Raw genomic sequence first — 17264 nt, forward strand, 5'->3', positions numbered from 1 at the left:
ATCGTTCGGCAAAAGCTACGCCCCTGCAACTGAACGCGGACTGAACGCTGAACCGTGGATGAACAGGCTTAACAAGTCTAATGAACCGCTGCCTTGGCCTTGGCGCCCGCCCGCACCCTGGACGACGCAGGCAATGCCGGACCGCCGAAGGCCGGTTTTTCCGGCCACTCACAGATGTCGCTGATGGGGCAGGCCCCGCACAGGGGGCCGCGCGCCTTGCAGGTGTAGCGGCCGTGCAGAATGAGCCAATGATGGGCGTGCCGCCGGTAGGTCTTCGGCAGCACCTTCATCAGCCCCTGCTCCACCGCCAGCGGCGTCTTGCCCGGCGCAAGGCCGGTGCGGTTGCACACCCGGAAGATGTGGGTATCGACCGCGCAGGTCTCCTCTCCGAAGGCGACGTTCAGCACCACATTGGCGGTCTTGCGCCCCACGCCCGGCAGCGCCTCCAGCGCCGCCAGGTCGCGCGGAACCTCGCCGCCATGCTCGCGTACCAGAATCTCGGACATGGCGATCACATTGGCCGCCTTGGTGTTGAACAGGCCGATGGTCTTGATGTGTTGCTTCAAGCCCTCCAACCCCAGATCCAGCATCTGCTGGGGGGTGGAGACCTTGGCGAACAGCGCCCTTGTTGCCTTGTTGACGCCAACGTCCGTGGCCTGCGCCGACAGGGCAACGGCCACCAGCAGCGTATAGGGGTTGGTGTATTCCAGCTCGGTCCTGGGCTCGGGGTTCGCGGCCGACAGACGGCGGAACATCTCTTCGATATCAGAGGGTTTCATTGTGACGATCAGCTACCCTAGGTTTGACGCCCTGTCCGGTTTGAAGCCCCGGCGCCGCGCGCTATCGTGAGGCATATGATGGGTCATACCTTCTTCCTCAACCTACGGCTATACCCGCACCGGTCGCTGACGGTGCGGCAGTTCAAGCGCATGATGGTTATTGTGGCGATCATTTCCGCCTTCAGCGCCCTGCGTTTCCTGATGATCGGCGCCTGGCCGGTGGCCTTCTTCTTCGTGCTGGACGCCGCGCTGCTCTACGGCGCCTTCCGCCTCAACTACGCCTCGGGCAAGGAATACGAGGAAGTGCAGCTGGACGAAGACGCCCTCGTCATCCGCCGCGTCTCCTCCGGAGGCCGCGAGGAAGAAGTGAGCTTCCAGCCCTACTGGGTGCGGCTGGAACTCGAGACCTTCGGCGAGGACGAAAACAAGCTGTGGCTGCGCTCCCACGGGCGCAAGCTGGCGCTGGGCGGCTTCCTGACGCCCGAGGAGCGCCGCGAGATCAAGGCCGTCATCGAGGATGGTCTCGCCCGCCGCGACCAGGCCCTGCGCTACGCGTGAGGGAATCTCGGGATGATTCTCTTTTCGCAGGAGGGGCTTGCCCCTCCTGCACCTCCCGGTCCTTTTTGGGCGGTGCAAACCGGAACGCTGCGCCAGCCCTGACGAACACGTCCCAATCCAACCCTTTCAAAGACAAGGGCCGCGCCCTCCATGAAGGACACGGCCCTCCTGACGAAAGGGGGCGCGGGGGTTAAGACCCCCGCAAAAACCTTGAAAACCAATCAGATAATCACAGATCCAGCACGTCGTTCATCGAATAGCGCCCCGGCTTTTGCCCGGTGAGCCATAGCGCCGCGCGCACCGCGCCGCGGGCGAAGATGGCGCGGGACTGGGCGTGGTGGGAGAGTTCGATGACCTCGTTCTCGGCGGCGAACATGACCGTGTGGTCACCAGGCACCGAGCCGCCGCGCAGGGTCGCAAAGCCGATGTCGCCTGCCCGGCGCGCGCCGGTGATGCCATCGCGCACGCGCACGGACTTCTCTTCGAGGTCAACGCCGCGCCCTTCGGCGGCGGCGCGGCCCAAGAGCAGCGCGGTGCCGGAGGGGGCATCCACCTTGTGGCGGTGGTGCATCTCAAGGATTTCGATATCCCAATCATCGCCCAGACGCGCGGCGGCCTGTTTCACCAGCGCCGCCAGCAGGTTGACGCCGAGGCTCATGTTGGCGGACTGGAGCACGGCCTGTCCCTTCGCCGCTGCGTCAATGGCGGCGTGGTGGCTGGCCTCGAGCCCGGTGGTGCCGACGACCAGCGGCTTGCCCAAAGCCAGCGAGGCGGCCAGCGCCACGGGGGCGGAGAAATCGATGAGCACGTCGCATTCGGCTGCCACCGCCGCCGCGTCGTCGCGAATCAGAATATCGGAGCCCGGCAAGATCGGCTGGCCATTGGCAGGGTGGCCTGGCCGCTCGATGGCCCCGGCGAGCACCGCGCCATCCTGCGCCAGCGCCGCCTCGGCCAGGGCATGGCCCATGCGCCCCGCTGCCCCGATGATGCCGATTCGTACCGCCATGCCCATCTCTCCTGTTTGAAGCCTTGCCCGGCAGGGTTAAAAGCAAGCCATGGCAAAGTACAGATCGATCGTTGTGCTGACCGGCGCGGGCATCTCGGCGGAATCGGGCATTCCGACCTTTCGCGGCTCCGACGGCCTGTGGGAAGGGCATCGCGTGGAGGACGTGGCAACGCCTGAAGCCTTCGCGCGGGACCCCGAACTGGTGCTCCAGTTCTACAACATGCGCCGCGCGGCGCTTAAAACCGTGGAGCCCAACCCCGCCCACCAGGCCTTAGCAAAGCTGGAAGACGCGTTCGATGGCGACCTGCTCATCGTCACGCAAAACGTCGATGATCTCCACGAGCGCGCGGGCTCGAAGAACGTGCTCCACATGCACGGCGAGCTGAAAAAGGCCTGGTGCCTGGGCTGCGACGGCCGCGCCCTCTGGGAAGACGACATTCTTGAGACCAGCCGCTGCCCCCATTGCGCCCGGGAAGGCAGACTGCGGCCGGACATCGTGTGGTTCGGCGAAATGCCCTACCAGATGGAGCGCATCGACGCAGCGCTCAGCGCCTGCGACCTGTTCGTCTCCATCGGCACCTCGGGCAACGTCTACCCCGCCGCCGGATTCGTCGCCCTCGTCCGCCATTATGGGCGCGCCCACACGCTGGAGCTGAACCTAGACCCCTCCGAAGGCAGCCGCCTGTTCGCTGAGACCCGCCACGGCCCGGCCTCAAAGCTGGTGCCCGCGTTCGTGGACGAGGTGCTGGGCGGGTAACGCTTTCCGCTACGCGGTTTTCCTTGCAGGGAGTCTATAACCTCCTGCGAAAAACAAAACCAAACTCACTCCACCGAAGCTTCGATGCGTTCCATGTCCTCGTCGGACAGGCCGAAGTGGTGCCCGGCTTCGTGGACCAGCACGTGGACGACGATATCCTCCAGCGACTCGCCGGTTTCGGCCCAGTAGTCGAGAATCGGGCGGCGGTAGAGGAAGATAATGTCCGGCAGCGCGCCCGAATGGCTCACCGACTTCTCCCCGATGGGAAAGCCCTGGTAGAGGCCGAGGATATCGAAGGGCGTCTCCAGCCCCATCGAGTCCATCACATCCTCGTCGGGGAAATCTTCCACCCGCAGCACCACATCCGCCAGCCAGGTCTGGAACGGCTCGGGCAGGCGCTCCAGCGCCGCGCGGGCCATCGCTTCGATATCGGCCAGAGCCGGAGGGAGTGTTGAGCGTTGCATCACGGGGCAGATATGGTGCCGGAACCGTTTCGGCAATGCCTGTTTATCGACAGGGCGCGATGGAGAATGACGCCATGAAGGAAAAGCTGACGGAGGCCGAGCGGCAGGAAGCCTTGAGCGCCCTTGCGGGCTGGACCCATGACGCCGTGCGGGACGGCATTGCCAAGAGCTTCCGCTTCAAGTCGTTCAACGCCGCCTTCGGCTTCATGGCCCGGGTGGCGCTGGCGGCCGAGAAGCGGGACCATCACCCGGAGTGGTTCAATGTTTATAACCGGGTCGATATCTTCCTCACCTCGCACGACGTGAAAGGCCTCTCGGGGCGGGATGTGGATCTCGCCAAGGCCATCGACCGCATCGCGGGTGCGGAAGGGGCGACTGGCGCATAACGGCAAAGCGCCGGCCGGAGGGGGGTCCGGCCGGCGCTGTTTCGCCTGCGACGGGTAACCGCCTAGCCGGCCTGCGGCAGCTTCAGCGGCGCGCCCACCACATGCACGACGCCGTTGGCGGCGCGAATGTCCTTCGCCATCACCGGGGCATTGTTGACCCGCTCCTGCTGGCCACCAACGTAGGCCAGAGGATTGCCGCCCAAAGTAATGCCGAGGTGGGTGCTGGCGCCCCATTGGTTGGAGGAGATCAGCCCCGGCAGGATGTGCGCGGTCACCAGTTCCGCGAGCCGGGCCTTATTCTGGGGCTGGAGCAGCCAGTCAACGGTGCCGGCCGGCAGGTTGGCAAAGGCCTCGTTCGACGGCACGAAAACCGTGAACGGCCCCCGACCGGCGAGCACGCCCGCCAGACCTGACTTCTGAAGCAGGTTGGCAAAGACACTGTAGTTGGCCGATCCGTTGATGATGTCGAGCACATTGGCCTGCTCAGCAGCAGCCGATGCCGCCGACACGGCCCCGGCCTGCTGGTCCGTCTCCTGCGCCACGGCAGCGGGAGCAGCAAGCGCTGAGGCCGCCGTCAGACCGACGATCCCGAATCGGATTAAAGCGTTCAGCATGGAAAGAACCTAAAGCTACGTATGGTTGTGCACTGCAAGGGGAAGTTCTCCCCTTGCACGGCCAGGCCGACCCTGGCCATGTTTATGACACCCCTATAACGAATTAAGTTGCTGTCAGCTGAATTAATGGCGACCAGCAGAAAGAATTACCGGATGTTGCGCCGTCACTCCTCGTCTGCTGCCAAGCACCTGCTGGCCAGTCGCCAATTGACGTGCGGAGCCGGAGGGGTTCTTACCCATTCCTGTCGTGTCCGCGACACTGCCCCCTTGCGGAATAAGGACAAGAATCGATGAAAGCCCTGAGCCTGAGCTGGCTTGCCGCGCTGACGATGGCCTCCGCCGCTTTGGCCACACCGATGGCGGCCTCCGCCGCTTTGGTCACACCGATGGCGGCCTCCGCCGCTTTGGCCATACCGATGGCGGCCTCCGCCGCCTTGGCCGCCAAGGCACGCATGCTGGTGAGCGCCGTAGAGCCCGCGCCGGCGGCAGGCACCCTTGTGGTGGAGATTACCGTGCTGAACACGGGGGCGACCACCGGGCGGCAGGACTTTCCCGCGCGGATGGCCGCCACGCTGGAGGTGGAAGGCCGGCGCATTCCGGTTGAACTGATCCGCACCAAGGAAACGCCGGAAACCCTTGCCATTGCCCCCGGCGGCTTCGCCCAGGCGCGCTATACCCTGCCCCTGCCGGAAGGCGCTTCCCAAGGCGGGACCGCGCTGCTGCGCCTGAGGGAACAGGACACGCCCGGCCTGGCCTTCGCGCTTCCCACCATTGAGGCCGGCACGGCGCTTGCCATGCAGCAGGGGACGGAAGCGCAAGCAACAGCGCAGGCGCCAGCCGCACCGAACGTTGCGCCCCCGCTGGCTCCCCGTTCCCTCCGCCAAGCCGGAAACGGGCAATGCCTACATCGGCAACCTGTCAGCCTATGCGCCCATTTACGCCGCCTACGGGCCGGGCACCAACACGGAGATCCGGCTTCAGTTCAGCTTCAAGTACCAGCTGTTCGGCAATCCCGGCGCGGTCGGCCCCGGCCACTCCCTGCTGAACGGCATTCACTTCGGCTACACCCAGCGCATGTTCTGGGACTGGAGCGCCAACTCCTCCCCCTTCCGCAACATCGATTTCATGCCGGAGCTGTTCTACCTCATCCCCGCGCAGCAGGTGGCGGACGGGCTTTCGCTCGGCGGCCAGTTCGGCATCCGCCACGCCTCCAACGGACGCGACGGCGCGGACTCCCGCAGCATCAACACCCTCTACGTGCAGCCGGTGGCCACCCTGCCGGTGGGCGACGACTACAGCCTCTCCATCGGCCCGCTGGTGGAGGTTTATGTGGGCAGCCTCAAGGACAACCCGGACATCAAGCGCTACCGGGGCAACACCGGCCTGCTGGTCGAGGTCGGCGACGACGATGGCCTGCGCCTCTCCACCAACACGAGGTTCAGCTTCCAGTCCGGCCGGGCATCGATCAACGCCGAGCTGTCCTACCCGTTCGACCGCATCATCGACACCAGCCTCAACCTCTACCTCTTCGGCCAGGCCTTCACCGGCTACGGCGAGAACCTGCTGGACTATAACCGGCGCGACACCCGCTTCCGGATCGGCTTCGCCATCGTGCGGTAAGGCGGCTCGGTTTTGTTCGATTGCAGGGGGCCAAGACCCCCTGCAACAAGGCCTTGAACGCTTGAGAAAGCTCAGCCCCCAGGCCGCCGCCAGACGGTGACAAGCCCTGCAGGCACGGTTTCCGGCGCTACGCCTGCCAGCACCCGGTCGAACGTCGCCGTATCGCAGGCGGGCAGGCCGCGCACAAAACCCAGCAGCGCCTGCCTGTTGTCCGCCGACGGGGGAATGACCAGACGCTCCCGCCCCGCCACCACGTAGACGAACAGCCCCTCCGGCCCCGCTGCGCCCTCCATCCGCCGCAGCGCGATGTGGCTGATGGCATCCCACGCCACCGCTTCCTCGCCCCGCTGGGGCCAGACCAGTACCAGATGATCCTCGGTGAACAGCACCGTCTCGCGCCTGGGGCGGCGGCGCAGCAGCGGGCCGAGGCGGCGGGCAAGGAATGCGAGGGGGCCCAATCTCATCGATTTCATATCCGGCGAGGCGTTCCTACATAAGGGTTGTAGGGCGCACATGCCTGTCAGGCCAGGAGGAACAAAGCCCATGCCGAAAGACCGGGCGAGCGAACCGCCCCTGACGCCTATCCCCGTCATCGACGTGAAGGATGAGGCGCGCAACGCCGAAACCGTGGACGCCGGCTTCTGGGACAAGATCCGCCGCCTTGCCGGCCGCCTGCCCTTTGCCGACACGCTGGTCGCCGCGTGGTTCTGCGCCCGCGACCCCGACACGCCGCCCAGGGTGCGGGCCATGCTGTTGGGCGCGCTGGCCTACTTCGTGGTGCCGACCGACGTCATCCCCGATTTCCTTCTTCACCTCGGCGGATTTACGGACGATGCCGCCGTGCTCGCAGCCGTCATCGGCATCGTCGGGTCCAACATCAAGCCAAGCCACCGGGCTGCGGCCCGCCAGGCCCTCGGCCTGCCGCCCTCCCCAGAAGATGAACCCGCCCCCGTCGCCGAGGAGCCGACGAAGAAAAAGCGCTTCTGGTTGTTTTGATATCCGGCGAGAAAGGGTTTTGCAGGAGGGACGTGTCCCTCCTGCACCTCCCATTTGTTTTTCGGGCCGCGCGTGTGATGAAGGTCGCGTCCCAGCAAGGTCTTCTAAAACGGACGTGTTTCCAGAAGGCACCTGAAACGCCTCCGGCAAACGAAGGGGAGTGCAGAGGGGCGAAGCCACTGGCTGAGCGACCCTCTGCAAAAAGACCTTCAGAAAAATCTCGAAAGAGAAAGAATCAGCCGTCGATCAGGCGGGACAGGCGGTCGAGATCCGCTTCCAGTTCGCTATCGGTGGTGCGGAGTTCCTCGATGCGCTTGACCGCGTGCATGACGGTGGTGTGGTCGCGCCCGCCGAACTTGCGGCCGATTTCCGGCAGTGAGCGGGGCGTCAGGCGCTTGGCCAGGTACATGGCGACTTGGCGCGGGCGAGCAATGTCGCGCGCGCGGCGGGCGGAGAGCAGGTCCGCCAGCTTCACCTTGTAGTAATCGGCCACCTTGCGCTGGATATCGTCGATGGTGATCTTGCGGTCGTTGGCGCGCAGCACGTCGGCCAGCACCTGCCGGGCGAAGTCCAGCGTGATCGGGTGGCCGATGAGCGAGGCGTGGGCGGCGACTCGGTTGAGCGCCCCTTCCAGTTCGCGCACGTTGGAGACGATCTTGCGGGCCAGAAAATCGAGCACGTCGTGGGAGACCATGACGCCCGGCATGGCTTCCGCCTTGGCATGCAGGATGTTGAGGCGCAGCTCGTAGTCGGTGGGGTTGATGTCCGCCACCAGGCCCCACTGGAGGCGCGAGCGCACCCGCTCCTCGATGCCCTCCAGATCATAGGGGCTGCGGTCCGCCGAGATGACGAGGCGTTTGCCGTCATCGATCAGCGCATTCATGGTGTGGAAGAATTCTTCCTGAGTCGATTCCTTGCCCGCGATGAATTGCACGTCGTCAATCATCAGCACGTCGACGCTGCGGAAGCGCTGCTTGAAGGAGATGGTGTCCTTGTGGCGCAGGGCGGCGAGGAACGCGACCATGAACTTCTCGGCCGAAAGGTAGACCACCTTGGCATCGGCCTTCTGCTGGCGCACGGCCCAGCCGATGGCGTGCATGAGGTGGGTTTTGCCGAGGCCGACGCCGCCGTGCAGGAACAGCGGGTTGAAGTTGATCGGCCCGCCTTCGGCCACGCGGCGCGCGGCGTTGTAGGCGAACTCGTTGGATTTGCCGATGACGAACCGCTCGAACGTGAAGCGCTCTTCAAGGCGCGCGCCAAGTTCCGGCTCCTCGACGGTCGGATCGACCGACACCGTATCGTTGGCGTGCGAATCGTTGGCGGGGAAAACGGGCGAGGCTTCGCCGCGCATGGCCGGGGCGACCACCAGGCGCACGGAGCGGATGCCCGGCACATAGAACGACCACAGGGCGCGCAGGCGCTCGGCGAAATGGCTCTTCACCCAATCGCACATGAAGTGGGTCGGCAGGCTGAGGAGAACGTCGCTGCCCTCAACGCCCACATAGGTGATGGGCTTCAGCCAGCTCTCGAAGGTGCGCTCGCCGTACTCCGCGCGCAGAACGTCCCGAATCGTCTGCCACGGATCGCCGGTATGAGCCGCCTGCCCTCCTAGATCCCCGTTCATTTGCCCCTCGTAATGCTCAGCACGCGCCTGCGGGTCCCCGACGCAGCGGATCGCTGCCCCCTGCGATCCCCGCCGCAATCCCGCTCCAAAAGGATGAAGACTCCTCGCTCCAAAATGTTCCGGAACGAAAAAGAACCTGCGGCAGAATGGAATGCTCTGTACGTCGAAGTACCCATAGCCAAGATATCGAAGCAAACTGAACGGTTGCCGAAAGTAATATCGACAACAAGATTTAGAACAAGTTACCTGCCCTAAACCCGTTCTTCTTCGGTTTTACGAAGAATAGGTGCTGCCCCGAATCTCGTTAGGCGGACTGTAGCCAGCCGTCCCAGGCTTCACAAGGCCACGCTCAAACCCATCGCACAAATAAATTCATTGACAGGCTAAGCTCTTCAAACATCTGCGATATCTAAAGTGCTGAAATTATTACGCTACCGCCATGTCTCGATTCGCCTGGAATGCGGCAGGTTCAAAACGCACAAAGCCCCGAGCCGTTGCCGGCCGGGGCCATGATTGACGCTCTCGCGAGACATGCGCCGGAGCCTTTCGGCTCCGAATCGGGGCTGGATTAGCCCAGGGCGCGAACGCGATGCGTGAGGCGCGAAATGCGGCGCGCAACCGTGTTCTTGTGCAGGACGCCCTTGGTGACGCCGCGCTGCAGTTCCGGCTGAGCAGCCTGCAGAGCCACTTCGGCGGCAGACTTGTCGCCGCTGGCAATGGCGAGCTCAACCTTCTTCACGAACGTACGGATGCGGCTGACGCGCGCCTTGTTGATCTCCGCGCGACGAGCGTTGCGGCGGATGCGCTTACGCGCCTGCGGTGTGTTGGCCATCTCTCGTCCTCAGCCAATAGAATATTAAATGCGCCGGGCCCTGCCCGACACGAGCGGGCGGCTTATGGCAGAGTCGCGCCCCCCGGTCAACAGGAGGGGCGCGAGTCCGCTCAAATTTTACCGATTCTTGAAGGCGGGCTTCCGTTTCTCAAGGAAAGCGGCCATGCCTTCCTTGCTGTCTTCGGTGCTGAACAGGCCGTGGAACAGCCGGCGTTCGAATCGCATGCCCTCGGAGAGAGTGGTCTCGTAGGCGCGGTTGACCATCTCCTTGACCGCCAGCACCGTCGGCCGCGAATAGGCCGCGATCTCGGCGGCGATCTTCAGCACCTCAGCCACCAGCGATTCGGTCGGGAAGATGCGGGCGACCAGCCCCATCTCCAGCGCCTCTTTGGCATCGATCATGCGGCCCGTCAGGCACATGTCCATGGCGCGGGCCTTGCCGACGAAGCGGGCGAGCCGCTGCGTGCCGCCCGCGCCGGGGCTGACGCCGAGCTTGATCTCGGGCTGGGAGAACTTGGCGTTCTCCCCCGCATAGGCGATGTCGCACATCATGGCGAACTCGCAGCCGCCCCCCAGCGCGAAGCCGTTCACCGCCGCCAGAACCGGCTTGCGGCAGCGGGTGATCTCCTCCCACGTGGCGGTGATGAAGTCCTCAAGGTAGACGTCGGAGAAATTCTTGCCCGCCATCTCCTTGATATCCGCGCCGGCCGCGAACGCCTTTTCCGAACCGGTCAGCACCATGCAGCCGATGGCGTCATCCGCCTCGAGGGCCCGCAGCGCCTGGGTCAGCTCGCTGGTGAGCTTGAGGGAGAGGGCATTCAGCGCCTCCGGCCGGTTGAGGCGGATGAGGCCAACCGCGCCGTGGGTCTCAACGATCAGGGTTTCGTAACTCAAGGGACGACTCCTCGATTGTTCGGAATTTCAGGCGCCATGCGCGTCTGTACAGGAGATGACATGCCCCACCCCCGGCCCTGGGGCCAGAGGCGATAAGGCACAGCCTTCCTGCAAAAATCCCAATGCAGGCCGAGATCTTAAGGCCGGGGCTCCACCGGCTCCAGCAGCAGCCGCATCCGGGTGGTGTCGCCTTCGCCCGCGTAGTCGATGATGAGCTGGTCGCCGCCCCGGCGATAGACCTGGCGGCTGCCCTGCGAGTCGGCGAGCGTCCAGCCCAGCCCGGCAAGAGCCTTGGCGTAATAGTCCCGCACCTGGTCCCTCGGCACCGCGCCTTCCAGCACGGTCTCAACGATGCTGCCCTCCTCCTTATCGAAGGTGAGGCGCGAGTCGGCCTGCTCGGCCAGGCCCGGCATCAGCGGCACGTCGAAGCCTTCGAGCAGCGGCGCGCCCGCCAGGAATGCCAGAACCGCAAGCACCATCTTCATTCCGAATCGCCTTTCACCGCTGGCAATGGGCGCAATAGAAGGTCGAGCGCCCGCTTTGCACAATACGGGAAATGGGCCGGGCGCATACCCGGCACGCTTCCGCCTCGCGCCCGTAAACCTGCCAGCTGTGCTGGAAATAGCCAAGCTCGCCATCCACCTGCACATAGTCACGCAAGGATGACCCGCCCGCCTCGATGGCGCGCGCCAGCACGGCGCGGATCTCCGCCACCAGCTTCTCCAGCTGTTCGGGCGACAGGTGGCCTGCCGGGCAGCAGGGGTCTATCCCCGCCCCGAACAGCGCCTCGCATACGTAGATGTTGCCAAGCCCCGCCACCACGCGCTGGTCGAGCAGCGCCAGCTTGATGGGTGTGCCCTTGCCCGTCAGCGCCCTGGCCAGGCTTTCCGCATTGAATTCGTTACCCAGCGGCTCGGGGCCGAGGTGGATGAACAGCGGGTGCTCGTGCAGCCGCTCCTCCCGCTCGATGTCGAGGCTGCCGAAGCGGCGGGCATCGTTCAGCACCAGCACATGGCCGTCGTCGGTTGCCCACAGCACATGGTCGTGCTTTTCGGGAGCCTCCGGGTCCACCCGCACCCGGCCGGACATGCCGAGATGAAGCACCACCACGTCCCCCCGGTCGGTGTGGATGAGCGCATACTTGGCGCGCCGGGTGATGCGGGTAACGGTGCTGCCCGTCAGCCGCTCCGCCAGGTCGAGAGGGATCGGGCGGCGCAGGTCCGGGCGGCGGACCTCGACACGGGCGATGCGGCGGCCTGTCAGCACCCGCGCCATGCCGCGGCAGACGGTCTCGACTTCAGGTAATTCGGGCATGGGTCCTCACTTGTCTTGCCCCTGCCTTAGTCGCGTGCAATTGCACCCACCGCAAGCCTCCTTTAGAGACGGTCACCATGAGCGAGAAAGTTTCCTACGGCTTCCAGTGGGTGGACCCCGCCGAGAAGACCGAGCGCGTCACCGACGTGTTCCGGCGCGTCGCCCGCAACTACGATATCATGAATGACGTGATGTCGGGCGGCCTGCACCGCATGTGGAAGGACCACTTCGTCGATAAGGTGCGCCCGCGCCCCGGCGAGCCCATCCTCGACATGGCGGGCGGCACCGGCGACATCGCCTTCCGCATGGCCCGCAAGGGCGCGGATGTGACCGTCTCCGACATCAACCCGGCCATGCTGGAAGTGGGCAAGGAGCGCGCCGCCAAGCGCGGGTTTGAGCTCAAGTGGAGCGAGCAGAACGCCGAGAAGCTGACGTTCGATGACGCCAGCTTCACCGCCTACACCATCTCCTTCGGCATCCGGAACGTGACCGACATTCCGGCCGCCCTGCGGGAAGCCTATCGCGTGCTCAAGATCGGCGGGCGCTTCTTCTGCATGGAGTTCAGCAAGGTCGAGCTGCCGCTGATGGCCGGCGCCTATGACTGGTACTCCTTCAACCTCTTGCCGAAGATGGGCGAGATCGTGGCGAAAGACCGGGAAGCCTATCAGTATCTGGCCGAGAGCATCCGCCGCTTCCCCGACGCCAAAACCTTCGAGCAGATGATCAGGGACGCGGGCTTCTCCAACGTGCGCTCCCAGCTGATTCTGGGCGGCGTCGTTGCCATCCACTCCGGCTGGAAGGTCTAAAAGCGTGGCCGGAACGCTCGTTCATGCCTGGCGCATGATTAAGTGGGGGCGCATCCTTGCCCGCCACGGCGTGCTGCGCCCGTTTGAGGACATTCAGGACATCCCCGCCAGCGCGCGGATGCTGGCCCGCCTTGCCCGCATCGGCCTCAGCGTGCCCAAGCAGCCCGAATACGCCCACGCGTTCGAGGCCATCGGCCCCGCGGCGATCAAGCTGGGGCAGGCGCTCGCCACCCGGCCGGACCTGATCGGCCAGGACGCCGCCCGCGACCTGCAACGGTTGCAGGACAAGCTGCCCGCCTTCCCCTTCGCGCAGGTGAAGGCGACGGTGGAGCGGGAGCTGGGCGGGCCGATCGGGCAGTTCTACACCGCATTCGACGAGACGCCCATCGGCGCGGCCTCCATCGCGCAGGTGCACCGGGCGATGACGACGGACGGCCGCACGGTTGCCGTCAAGGTGCTGCGCCCGCATATCGAGGAAATCTTCGCCGAGGCCATTTCCACCTACAACTGGGCGGCGTGGCATCTGGAGCGGTTGGGCGGCGAGGCCGAGCGCCTGCGCCCGCGCATCGTCATCGACACCTTCCGCCAGTGGGTGGACCGGGAGCTGGACTTCCGCCTGGAAGCCGCCAACGCGGCGGAGCTGGGCGCGCGGCTCGAGTCGTTCGAGAACTTCCACGTTCCCTCCATCGACTGGGAGCGCACCACCAAGCGTGTGCTGACCATGGAGTGGATCAACGGCATTCCGCTCACCGACCGCAAGCGACTGGTGGAGAGCGGCGCGGACCTGAAGGCGCTGGCCGCCACCGCCGTGCGCGTGTTCCTCCAGCAGGCGATCGGGGACGGCTATTTCCATGCCGACTTCCACCACGGCAACCTGCTGCTGGACGACAAGGGCCGGCTGGTGGCGGTGGATTTCGGCATCATGGGCCGCCTCGACCGGCTGGGCCGCCGTTACTTGGCCGAAATCCTCTACGGCCTTCTCACCCGCAACTATAGCCGCGTCGCCGAAATCCACTTCGAGGCGGGCTACGTGCCGCCCTACCATTCGGTGGAGGAATTCGCGACGGCGCTGCGCGCGGTGGGCGATCCCATCCTCGGCCGCCCGGTCAGGGACATTTCGGTTGGCCGCCTGCTCGAACAGCTGTTCGCCATCACCCGCATCTTCGAGATGCAAACCCAGCCGCACCTGCTGCTGCTGCAAAAGACCATGGTGATGGTGGAGGGGCTTGCCGCCTCGCTCGACCCCGACGCCAACATGTGGGAGATCGCCCAGCCCTATATCGAGAGCTGGATGCGCGACGAGCTTTCCCCTGAGTCGCGCGCGGCGGACGAGATCATCCAGTTCGTGCGGGACGTACGCGCCCTTCCAAGCGTCGCCCGCCGCCTGATGGAGCTGGTGCCGCCGAAGGGCGCGGCGCCGCCGCTGCCGCCGCTGCCGGAAGACATCACCGTGCATGGCCCCAACTGGTGGCTCATCGGCCTGACAACCGCCTTCCTTGCCGGGCTGGCCGCGGGCTGGCTACTCTAGGCGCGGCAACTCGGGAACACGCGGCATGAACGGCAAGCGCATCCTTCTCATCATCGGCGGCGGTATCGCGGCCTACAAGGCGCTGGAGTTGATCCGCCGCCTGCGGGACCGGGGCGCGAGCGTGCGCTGCGTGCTCACCGAAGGGGGCGCGCAGTTCGTCACCCCGCTGTCCGTCGCGGCGCTCAGCGAGCAGCCGGTCTACACGGACCTGTTCAGCCTGAAGGACGAGACCGAGATGGGCCACATCCAGCTCAGCCGCGAGGCGGACCTGCTGCTGGTGTGCCCAGCGACCGCAGACCTTATCGCCAAGATGGCGGTGGGGTTGGCGGGGGATCTGGCGTCGACCGTCCTGCTCGCCACCGATAAGCCAGTCGCAATCGTCCCCGCCATGAACGTGCGGATGTGGCAGCACCCGGCCACCCGCCGCAACGTCGCTTGCTTGCGCGCCGATGGCGTCGCCGTGATGGAGCCAACCGAGGGGCCCATGGCCTGCGGCGAATACGGACCCGGCCGCCTGCCGGACGTGCCGGATATCGTCAACTGGGTGGCCGCCCAGCTTGAGGATGCACCAAGGCCGCTTGCGGGCCACAAGATCCTCGTGACCGCCGGGCCGACCCACGAGCCCATCGACCCCGTGCGCTACATCGCCAACCGCTCGTCGGGCAAGCAGGGCTATGCGGTGGCGGAAGCGCTGGCGAAACTCGGCGCGCAGGTCACGCTCGTCTCCGGCCCCACCAGCCTGCCGACGCCCGCAGGCGTGACGCGGGTGGACGTGGAGACCGCCCGCGAGATGGCCGCCGCCTGCCAGAGCGCTCTGCCGGTCGATGCCGCCGTGTGCGTTGCCGCCGTTGCCGACTGGCGGGTGGAGGAAAGCCCGCAGAAGATCAAGAAGGACGCCAGCGGCACGCCCGCGCTCACCTTCATCGAGAACCCGGACATTCTCGCCGCCCTGTCGCGGCCCGGCGAGAACCGCCCGCGCCTCGTCGTCGGCTTCGCGGCGGAGACGGAAAACGTCATCCAGCACGCCAAGGCCAAGATCGCCCGCAAGGGCTGCGACTGGATCGTCGCCAACGACGTCTCGCCGGCATCCGGCGTTGCGGGCGGCGTGATGGGCGGCGACCGCAACGCGGTGCACATCATCACTCCCACCCAAGTCGAGTCGTGGCCGGAAGCGGCCAAGGCCGACGTTGCCACCCTCCTTGCAGAACGGATTGCCCATGCTCTCGCCCAACCACGCTGAAATTGAAGTCATCCGCTTTCCCCACGGCGAAGGCCTGCCCCTGCCGGGCTACGAAACCCCCGGCGCTGCGGGCATGGACCTGCTGGCCGCCGTCGGCGAAACCGAGGAACTGGTGATCGAGCCGGGCAAGCGCTTCGCCGTGCCGACCGGCCTTGGCATCGCCCTGCCGGAAGGCTTCGAGGCGCAGGTGCGCCCGCGCTCAGGGCTCGCCCTCAAGCAGGGCCTCACCGTCGCCAACGCGCCGGGCACGGTGGACGCCGACTATCGCGGCGAAGTGAAGGTCATCCTCATCAACCTGGGCGATGCTCCCGTCACCATCACCCGCGGCATGCGGATCGCGCAGATGGTCATTGCCCCGGTCACCCGCGGCGTGTGGAAGGAAGTCAAAACCCTCTCCGAGACCAGCCGCGGCGCGGGCGGCTTCGGCTCGACGGGCGTATGATTTGTTATTTCGCAGGAGGGGCTTACCCCTCCTGCACCTCCCATTTGTTTCATCGGGCCGTGCGCGGCATGAAGGGCGCGGCCCTCTAATCTAAAGCTCGTGTATCCAGCAAGCGCCTGAAACACGGCCGGATAAAACGAATGGGGGTCAAGGGGGACAAGTCCCCCTTGAAAAATCCTGAAGTTCTAAGCCCGGAGCCAGAGCCATGGACCTGACCGACGAGCAGCTGGACCGTTATGCCCGCCACATCGTGCTGCGCGATGTGGGCGGTGCGGGGCAGGTGAAGATCCTGCAGGCGAGGGTGCTGGTCATCGGCGCGGGCGGGCTGGGCAGCCCGTGCCTGCAATATCTGGCGGCAGCGGGCGTCGGCACGCTCGGCATCGTGGACGATGACGTGGTGGATTTGTCCAACCTGCAACGGCAGGTGCTGCACGGCACGCCCGATATCGGCCGGTTGAAGACCGAGAGCGCGCAGGAAGCCATTGCGCGCCTCAACCCGGACGTGAAGGTGGTGGCCCATGCCCTGCGCCTGACGACGGAGAATGCAGCCGAGATCATTAGCGGCTATGATATCGTCGCGGATGGTTCTGATTCGTTCGAGACGCGGTTTGCCGTGGCGGATGCCTGCTTACAGCTGAAAAAGCCGCTGGTTTCGGCAGCGGTGGGACCGTTTGAGGGGCAGGTTTCAGTTTTTAAGGGATATGAGGAAACCCTTCCCTGTTATCGCTGCTTTGTACCTGAAACCCCCGGCGGCCAGCAGCGTACATGCGCGGACGTTGGTGTCCTTGGCGCGCTGACAGGCGTTATAGGGTCCTTGCAAGCTCTCGAAGTGCTGCGTGAGATCGTAGGCTTTGGACAAACGCTGGCCGGCCGCCTGCTGATTTATGACGGTCTCAGCAATCGGATACGCACGTTGAGTTTGCCGAAGGACCCTGGTTGCCCGGCGTGCCGCGGGAGGTAATCGATGGGCAAGACGCGCCAAGGCTTGGCGATCATCTTCAGTGATTCCAATCACGGCCGCATTCATGCCGGCCTCAGCCTCGCCTGCGCCTCGGCGGCCATGGGCCGCCCGGTGCGGATCTTTTTCACAGCGAGTCGGTCGCGGCGCTTGACCCTCACCGAAAATGGAAAGGCGATGACACCTTCGCCAGCGCAGGCATTCCCTCGATCTGCGAAATGCTGACGACGGCGCGCGAACTGGGCATCGTCATGACGGCGTGCACCACGGGCTTGCACCTGTGCGGCCTCACCGCCAACCAGTTGCCCGAAGGCGTGGAAGCGGCGGGCATGGTGGCCTTCCTTGCCGACGCGAAAGACAGCGAGCTTCTTTTCGTGTGAGCCGGCTGGCTTTTCCGTACCGCAAGTTTGCCTTCAGGTTTCAAAAAGGCAGGGCCTGAAAACAAG

23 protein-coding genes are annotated in these 17264 nt (G+C 65.3%); 12 read left to right on the top strand and 11 right to left on the bottom strand.

Annotation, left to right across the window (positions count from 1 at the left end; translation table 11 throughout):
- Window positions 1-77: 77 nt before the first annotated feature.
- Complete coding sequence (gene nth, locus L0C21_RS01005; protein WP_259276604.1) at window positions 78-779, bottom strand: endonuclease III; 702 nt, start codon at window positions 777-779, stop codon at window positions 78-80.
- Window positions 780-854: 75 nt separating this feature from the next.
- Between nth and L0C21_RS01010 the strand changes: the two genes are divergently transcribed.
- On the top strand, window positions 855-1337 hold the full coding sequence (locus tag L0C21_RS01010; RefSeq protein WP_259276605.1) for a DUF2244 domain-containing protein: 483 nt from the start codon (window positions 855-857) through the stop codon (window positions 1335-1337).
- A 229-nt stretch (window positions 1338-1566) separates the two neighbouring features.
- Here the strand turns inward: L0C21_RS01010 and dapB are convergent, their stop codons facing one another.
- Window positions 1567-2343 carry a 4-hydroxy-tetrahydrodipicolinate reductase gene (dapB, locus tag L0C21_RS01015; RefSeq protein WP_259276606.1) on the bottom strand — a complete coding sequence of 259 codons (777 nt, stop codon included), beginning with the start codon at window positions 2341-2343 and terminating at the stop codon, window positions 1567-1569.
- Between the two features lie 49 nt (window positions 2344-2392).
- Between dapB and L0C21_RS01020 the strand changes: the two genes are divergently transcribed.
- Complete coding sequence (locus L0C21_RS01020) at window positions 2393-3100, top strand: NAD-dependent deacylase (protein WP_259276607.1); 708 nt, start codon at window positions 2393-2395, stop codon at window positions 3098-3100.
- A 65-nt stretch (window positions 3101-3165) separates the two neighbouring features.
- Here L0C21_RS01020 and L0C21_RS01025 read toward each other — a convergent pair whose 3' ends face one another.
- Entirely contained in the window at window positions 3166-3564 is a 399-nt protein-coding gene (locus tag L0C21_RS01025; protein WP_259276608.1) for a metallopeptidase family protein, read from the bottom strand.
- Between the two features lie 74 nt (window positions 3565-3638).
- Here L0C21_RS01025 and L0C21_RS01030 point away from each other — a divergent pair, with 74 nt between their 5' ends.
- Window positions 3639-3950: a 4a-hydroxytetrahydrobiopterin dehydratase gene (locus L0C21_RS01030; protein WP_259278776.1), complete on the top strand. Its 312-nt coding sequence runs from the start codon at window positions 3639-3641 to the stop codon at window positions 3948-3950.
- A gap of 62 nt (window positions 3951-4012) precedes the next feature.
- Here L0C21_RS01030 and L0C21_RS01035 read toward each other — a convergent pair whose 3' ends face one another.
- Complete coding sequence (locus L0C21_RS01035; protein WP_259276609.1) at window positions 4013-4564, bottom strand: fasciclin domain-containing protein; 552 nt, start codon at window positions 4562-4564, stop codon at window positions 4013-4015.
- 232 nt (window positions 4565-4796) lie between these two features.
- On the bottom strand, window positions 4797-5207 hold the full coding sequence (locus tag L0C21_RS01040; RefSeq protein ID WP_259276610.1) for a hypothetical protein: 411 nt from the start codon (window positions 5205-5207) through the stop codon (window positions 4797-4799).
- A gap of 206 nt (window positions 5208-5413) precedes the next feature.
- Between L0C21_RS01040 and L0C21_RS01045 the strand changes: the two genes are divergently transcribed.
- The gene (locus tag L0C21_RS01045) at window positions 5414-6184 is read left to right on the top strand and encodes a phospholipase A (protein ID WP_259276611.1); all 771 of its coding nucleotides are present in this window, start codon (window positions 5414-5416) and stop codon (window positions 6182-6184) included.
- A 71-nt stretch (window positions 6185-6255) separates the two neighbouring features.
- Here the strand turns inward: L0C21_RS01045 and L0C21_RS01050 are convergent, their stop codons facing one another.
- Window positions 6256-6648 (bottom strand): hypothetical protein, encoded by a 393-nt coding sequence (locus L0C21_RS01050; protein ID WP_259276612.1) that lies wholly within the window; start codon window positions 6646-6648, stop codon window positions 6256-6258.
- A gap of 79 nt (window positions 6649-6727) precedes the next feature.
- Here L0C21_RS01050 and L0C21_RS01055 point away from each other — a divergent pair, with 79 nt between their 5' ends.
- The gene (locus tag L0C21_RS01055) at window positions 6728-7180 is read left to right on the top strand and encodes a YkvA family protein (RefSeq protein ID WP_259276613.1); all 453 of its coding nucleotides are present in this window, start codon (window positions 6728-6730) and stop codon (window positions 7178-7180) included.
- A gap of 235 nt (window positions 7181-7415) precedes the next feature.
- On the opposite strand, the gene dnaA is transcribed toward L0C21_RS01055, so the two are convergent.
- The 5 genes from dnaA to mutM all read right to left on the bottom strand — a co-directional run bounded on the left by dnaA (window position 7416) and on the right by mutM (window position 11844).
- On the bottom strand, window positions 7416-8804 hold the full coding sequence (gene dnaA, locus L0C21_RS01060; RefSeq protein ID WP_259276614.1) for a chromosomal replication initiator protein DnaA: 1389 nt from the start codon (window positions 8802-8804) through the stop codon (window positions 7416-7418).
- Between the two features lie 568 nt (window positions 8805-9372).
- Entirely contained in the window at window positions 9373-9636 is a 264-nt protein-coding gene (gene rpsT / locus L0C21_RS01065) for a 30S ribosomal protein S20 (protein ID WP_259276615.1), read from the bottom strand.
- Window positions 9637-9753: 117 nt separating this feature from the next.
- Window positions 9754-10530, bottom strand: a complete 777-nt coding sequence (locus tag L0C21_RS01070; RefSeq protein WP_259276616.1) for an enoyl-CoA hydratase — start codon at window positions 10528-10530, stop codon at window positions 9754-9756.
- A gap of 137 nt (window positions 10531-10667) precedes the next feature.
- Complete coding sequence (locus L0C21_RS01075; RefSeq protein WP_259276617.1) at window positions 10668-11015, bottom strand: hypothetical protein; 348 nt, start codon at window positions 11013-11015, stop codon at window positions 10668-10670.
- 13 nt (window positions 11016-11028) lie between these two features.
- Complete coding sequence (gene mutM, locus L0C21_RS01080; protein ID WP_259276618.1) at window positions 11029-11844, bottom strand: bifunctional DNA-formamidopyrimidine glycosylase/DNA-(apurinic or apyrimidinic site) lyase; 816 nt, start codon at window positions 11842-11844, stop codon at window positions 11029-11031.
- 77 nt (window positions 11845-11921) lie between these two features.
- Between mutM and ubiE the strand changes: the two genes are divergently transcribed.
- The 7 genes from ubiE to L0C21_RS01115 all read left to right on the top strand — a co-directional run bounded on the left by ubiE (window position 11922) and on the right by L0C21_RS01115 (window position 17198).
- Window positions 11922-12650, top strand: coding sequence for a bifunctional demethylmenaquinone methyltransferase/2-methoxy-6-polyprenyl-1,4-benzoquinol methylase UbiE (ubiE, locus tag L0C21_RS01085; protein WP_259276619.1), 729 nt, complete (start codon window positions 11922-11924; stop codon window positions 12648-12650).
- A gap of 4 nt (window positions 12651-12654) precedes the next feature.
- Window positions 12655-14178 (top strand): 2-polyprenylphenol 6-hydroxylase, encoded by a 1524-nt coding sequence (gene ubiB / locus L0C21_RS01090; protein ID WP_259276620.1) that lies wholly within the window; start codon window positions 12655-12657, stop codon window positions 14176-14178.
- Window positions 14179-14203: 25 nt separating this feature from the next.
- Window positions 14204-15418, top strand: coding sequence for a bifunctional phosphopantothenoylcysteine decarboxylase/phosphopantothenate--cysteine ligase CoaBC (gene coaBC / locus L0C21_RS01095; protein WP_259276621.1), 1215 nt, complete (start codon window positions 14204-14206; stop codon window positions 15416-15418).
- Entirely contained in the window at window positions 15396-15860 is a 465-nt protein-coding gene (gene dut / locus L0C21_RS01100) for a dUTP diphosphatase (RefSeq protein WP_259276622.1), read from the top strand. The genes coaBC and dut overlap by 23 nt, the downstream gene beginning before the upstream one ends.
- A 205-nt stretch (window positions 15861-16065) precedes the next feature.
- Entirely contained in the window at window positions 16066-16821 is a 756-nt protein-coding gene (locus L0C21_RS01105; protein WP_259276623.1) for a HesA/MoeB/ThiF family protein, read from the top strand.
- A 3-nt stretch (window positions 16822-16824) separates the two neighbouring features.
- Complete coding sequence (locus tag L0C21_RS01110) at window positions 16825-17043, top strand: DsrE/DsrF/DrsH-like family protein (RefSeq protein ID WP_259276624.1); 219 nt, start codon at window positions 16825-16827, stop codon at window positions 17041-17043.
- Entirely contained in the window at window positions 17037-17198 is a 162-nt protein-coding gene (locus tag L0C21_RS01115; RefSeq protein WP_259276625.1) for a DsrE/DsrF/DrsH-like family protein, read from the top strand. Before L0C21_RS01110 ends, L0C21_RS01115 begins: the two co-directional genes overlap by 7 nt.
- Window positions 17199-17264: the final 66 nt, after the last annotated feature.

The sequence above is a fragment of the Pedomonas mirosovicensis genome (genome assembly GCF_022569295.1).
Classification (GTDB): Bacteria; Pseudomonadota; Alphaproteobacteria; order Sphingomonadales; family Sphingomonadaceae; genus Pedomonas; species Pedomonas mirosovicensis.

Bases quoted from the DNA above. Each gene is read 5' to 3' on its own strand.
- L0C21_RS01105 (WP_259276623.1), top strand. From the start codon at position 16,066: ATGGACCTGACCGACGAGCAGCTGGACCGTTATGCCCGCCACATCGTG.
- L0C21_RS01030 (WP_259278776.1), top strand. From the start codon at position 3,639: ATGAAGGAAAAGCTGACGGAGGCCGAGCGGCAGGAAGCCTTGAGCGCC.
- L0C21_RS01050 (WP_259276612.1), bottom strand. From the start codon at position 6,648: ATGAGATTGGGCCCCCTCGCATTCCTTGCCCGCCGCCTCGGCCCGCTG.
- mutM (WP_259276618.1), bottom strand. From the start codon at position 11,844: ATGCCCGAATTACCTGAAGTCGAGACCGTCTGCCGCGGCATGGCGCGG.
- L0C21_RS01020 (WP_259276607.1), top strand. From the start codon at position 2,393: ATGGCAAAGTACAGATCGATCGTTGTGCTGACCGGCGCGGGCATCTCG.
- L0C21_RS01010 (WP_259276605.1), top strand. From the start codon at position 855: ATGATGGGTCATACCTTCTTCCTCAACCTACGGCTATACCCGCACCGG.
- coaBC (WP_259276621.1), top strand. From the start codon at position 14,204: ATGAACGGCAAGCGCATCCTTCTCATCATCGGCGGCGGTATCGCGGCC.
- L0C21_RS01115 (WP_259276625.1), top strand. From the start codon at position 17,037: ATGCTGACGACGGCGCGCGAACTGGGCATCGTCATGACGGCGTGCACC.
- nth (WP_259276604.1), bottom strand. From the start codon at position 779: ATGAAACCCTCTGATATCGAAGAGATGTTCCGCCGTCTGTCGGCCGCG.
- L0C21_RS01055 (WP_259276613.1), top strand. From the start codon at position 6,728: ATGCCGAAAGACCGGGCGAGCGAACCGCCCCTGACGCCTATCCCCGTC.
- ubiE (WP_259276619.1), top strand. From the start codon at position 11,922: ATGAGCGAGAAAGTTTCCTACGGCTTCCAGTGGGTGGACCCCGCCGAG.
- L0C21_RS01025 (WP_259276608.1), bottom strand. From the start codon at position 3,564: ATGCAACGCTCAACACTCCCTCCGGCTCTGGCCGATATCGAAGCGATG.
- L0C21_RS01035 (WP_259276609.1), bottom strand. From the start codon at position 4,564: ATGCTGAACGCTTTAATCCGATTCGGGATCGTCGGTCTGACGGCGGCC.
- dut (WP_259276622.1), top strand. From the start codon at position 15,396: ATGCTCTCGCCCAACCACGCTGAAATTGAAGTCATCCGCTTTCCCCAC.
- dnaA (WP_259276614.1), bottom strand. From the start codon at position 8,804: ATGAACGGGGATCTAGGAGGGCAGGCGGCTCATACCGGCGATCCGTGG.
- dapB (WP_259276606.1), bottom strand. From the start codon at position 2,343: ATGGCGGTACGAATCGGCATCATCGGGGCAGCGGGGCGCATGGGCCAT.
- L0C21_RS01040 (WP_259276610.1), bottom strand. From the start codon at position 5,207: ATGGCAAGGGTTTCCGGCGTTTCCTTGGTGCGGATCAGTTCAACCGGA.
- L0C21_RS01110 (WP_259276624.1), top strand. From the start codon at position 16,825: ATGGGCAAGACGCGCCAAGGCTTGGCGATCATCTTCAGTGATTCCAAT.
- L0C21_RS01075 (WP_259276617.1), bottom strand. From the start codon at position 11,015: ATGAAGATGGTGCTTGCGGTTCTGGCATTCCTGGCGGGCGCGCCGCTG.
- rpsT (WP_259276615.1), bottom strand. From the start codon at position 9,636: ATGGCCAACACACCGCAGGCGCGTAAGCGCATCCGCCGCAACGCTCGT.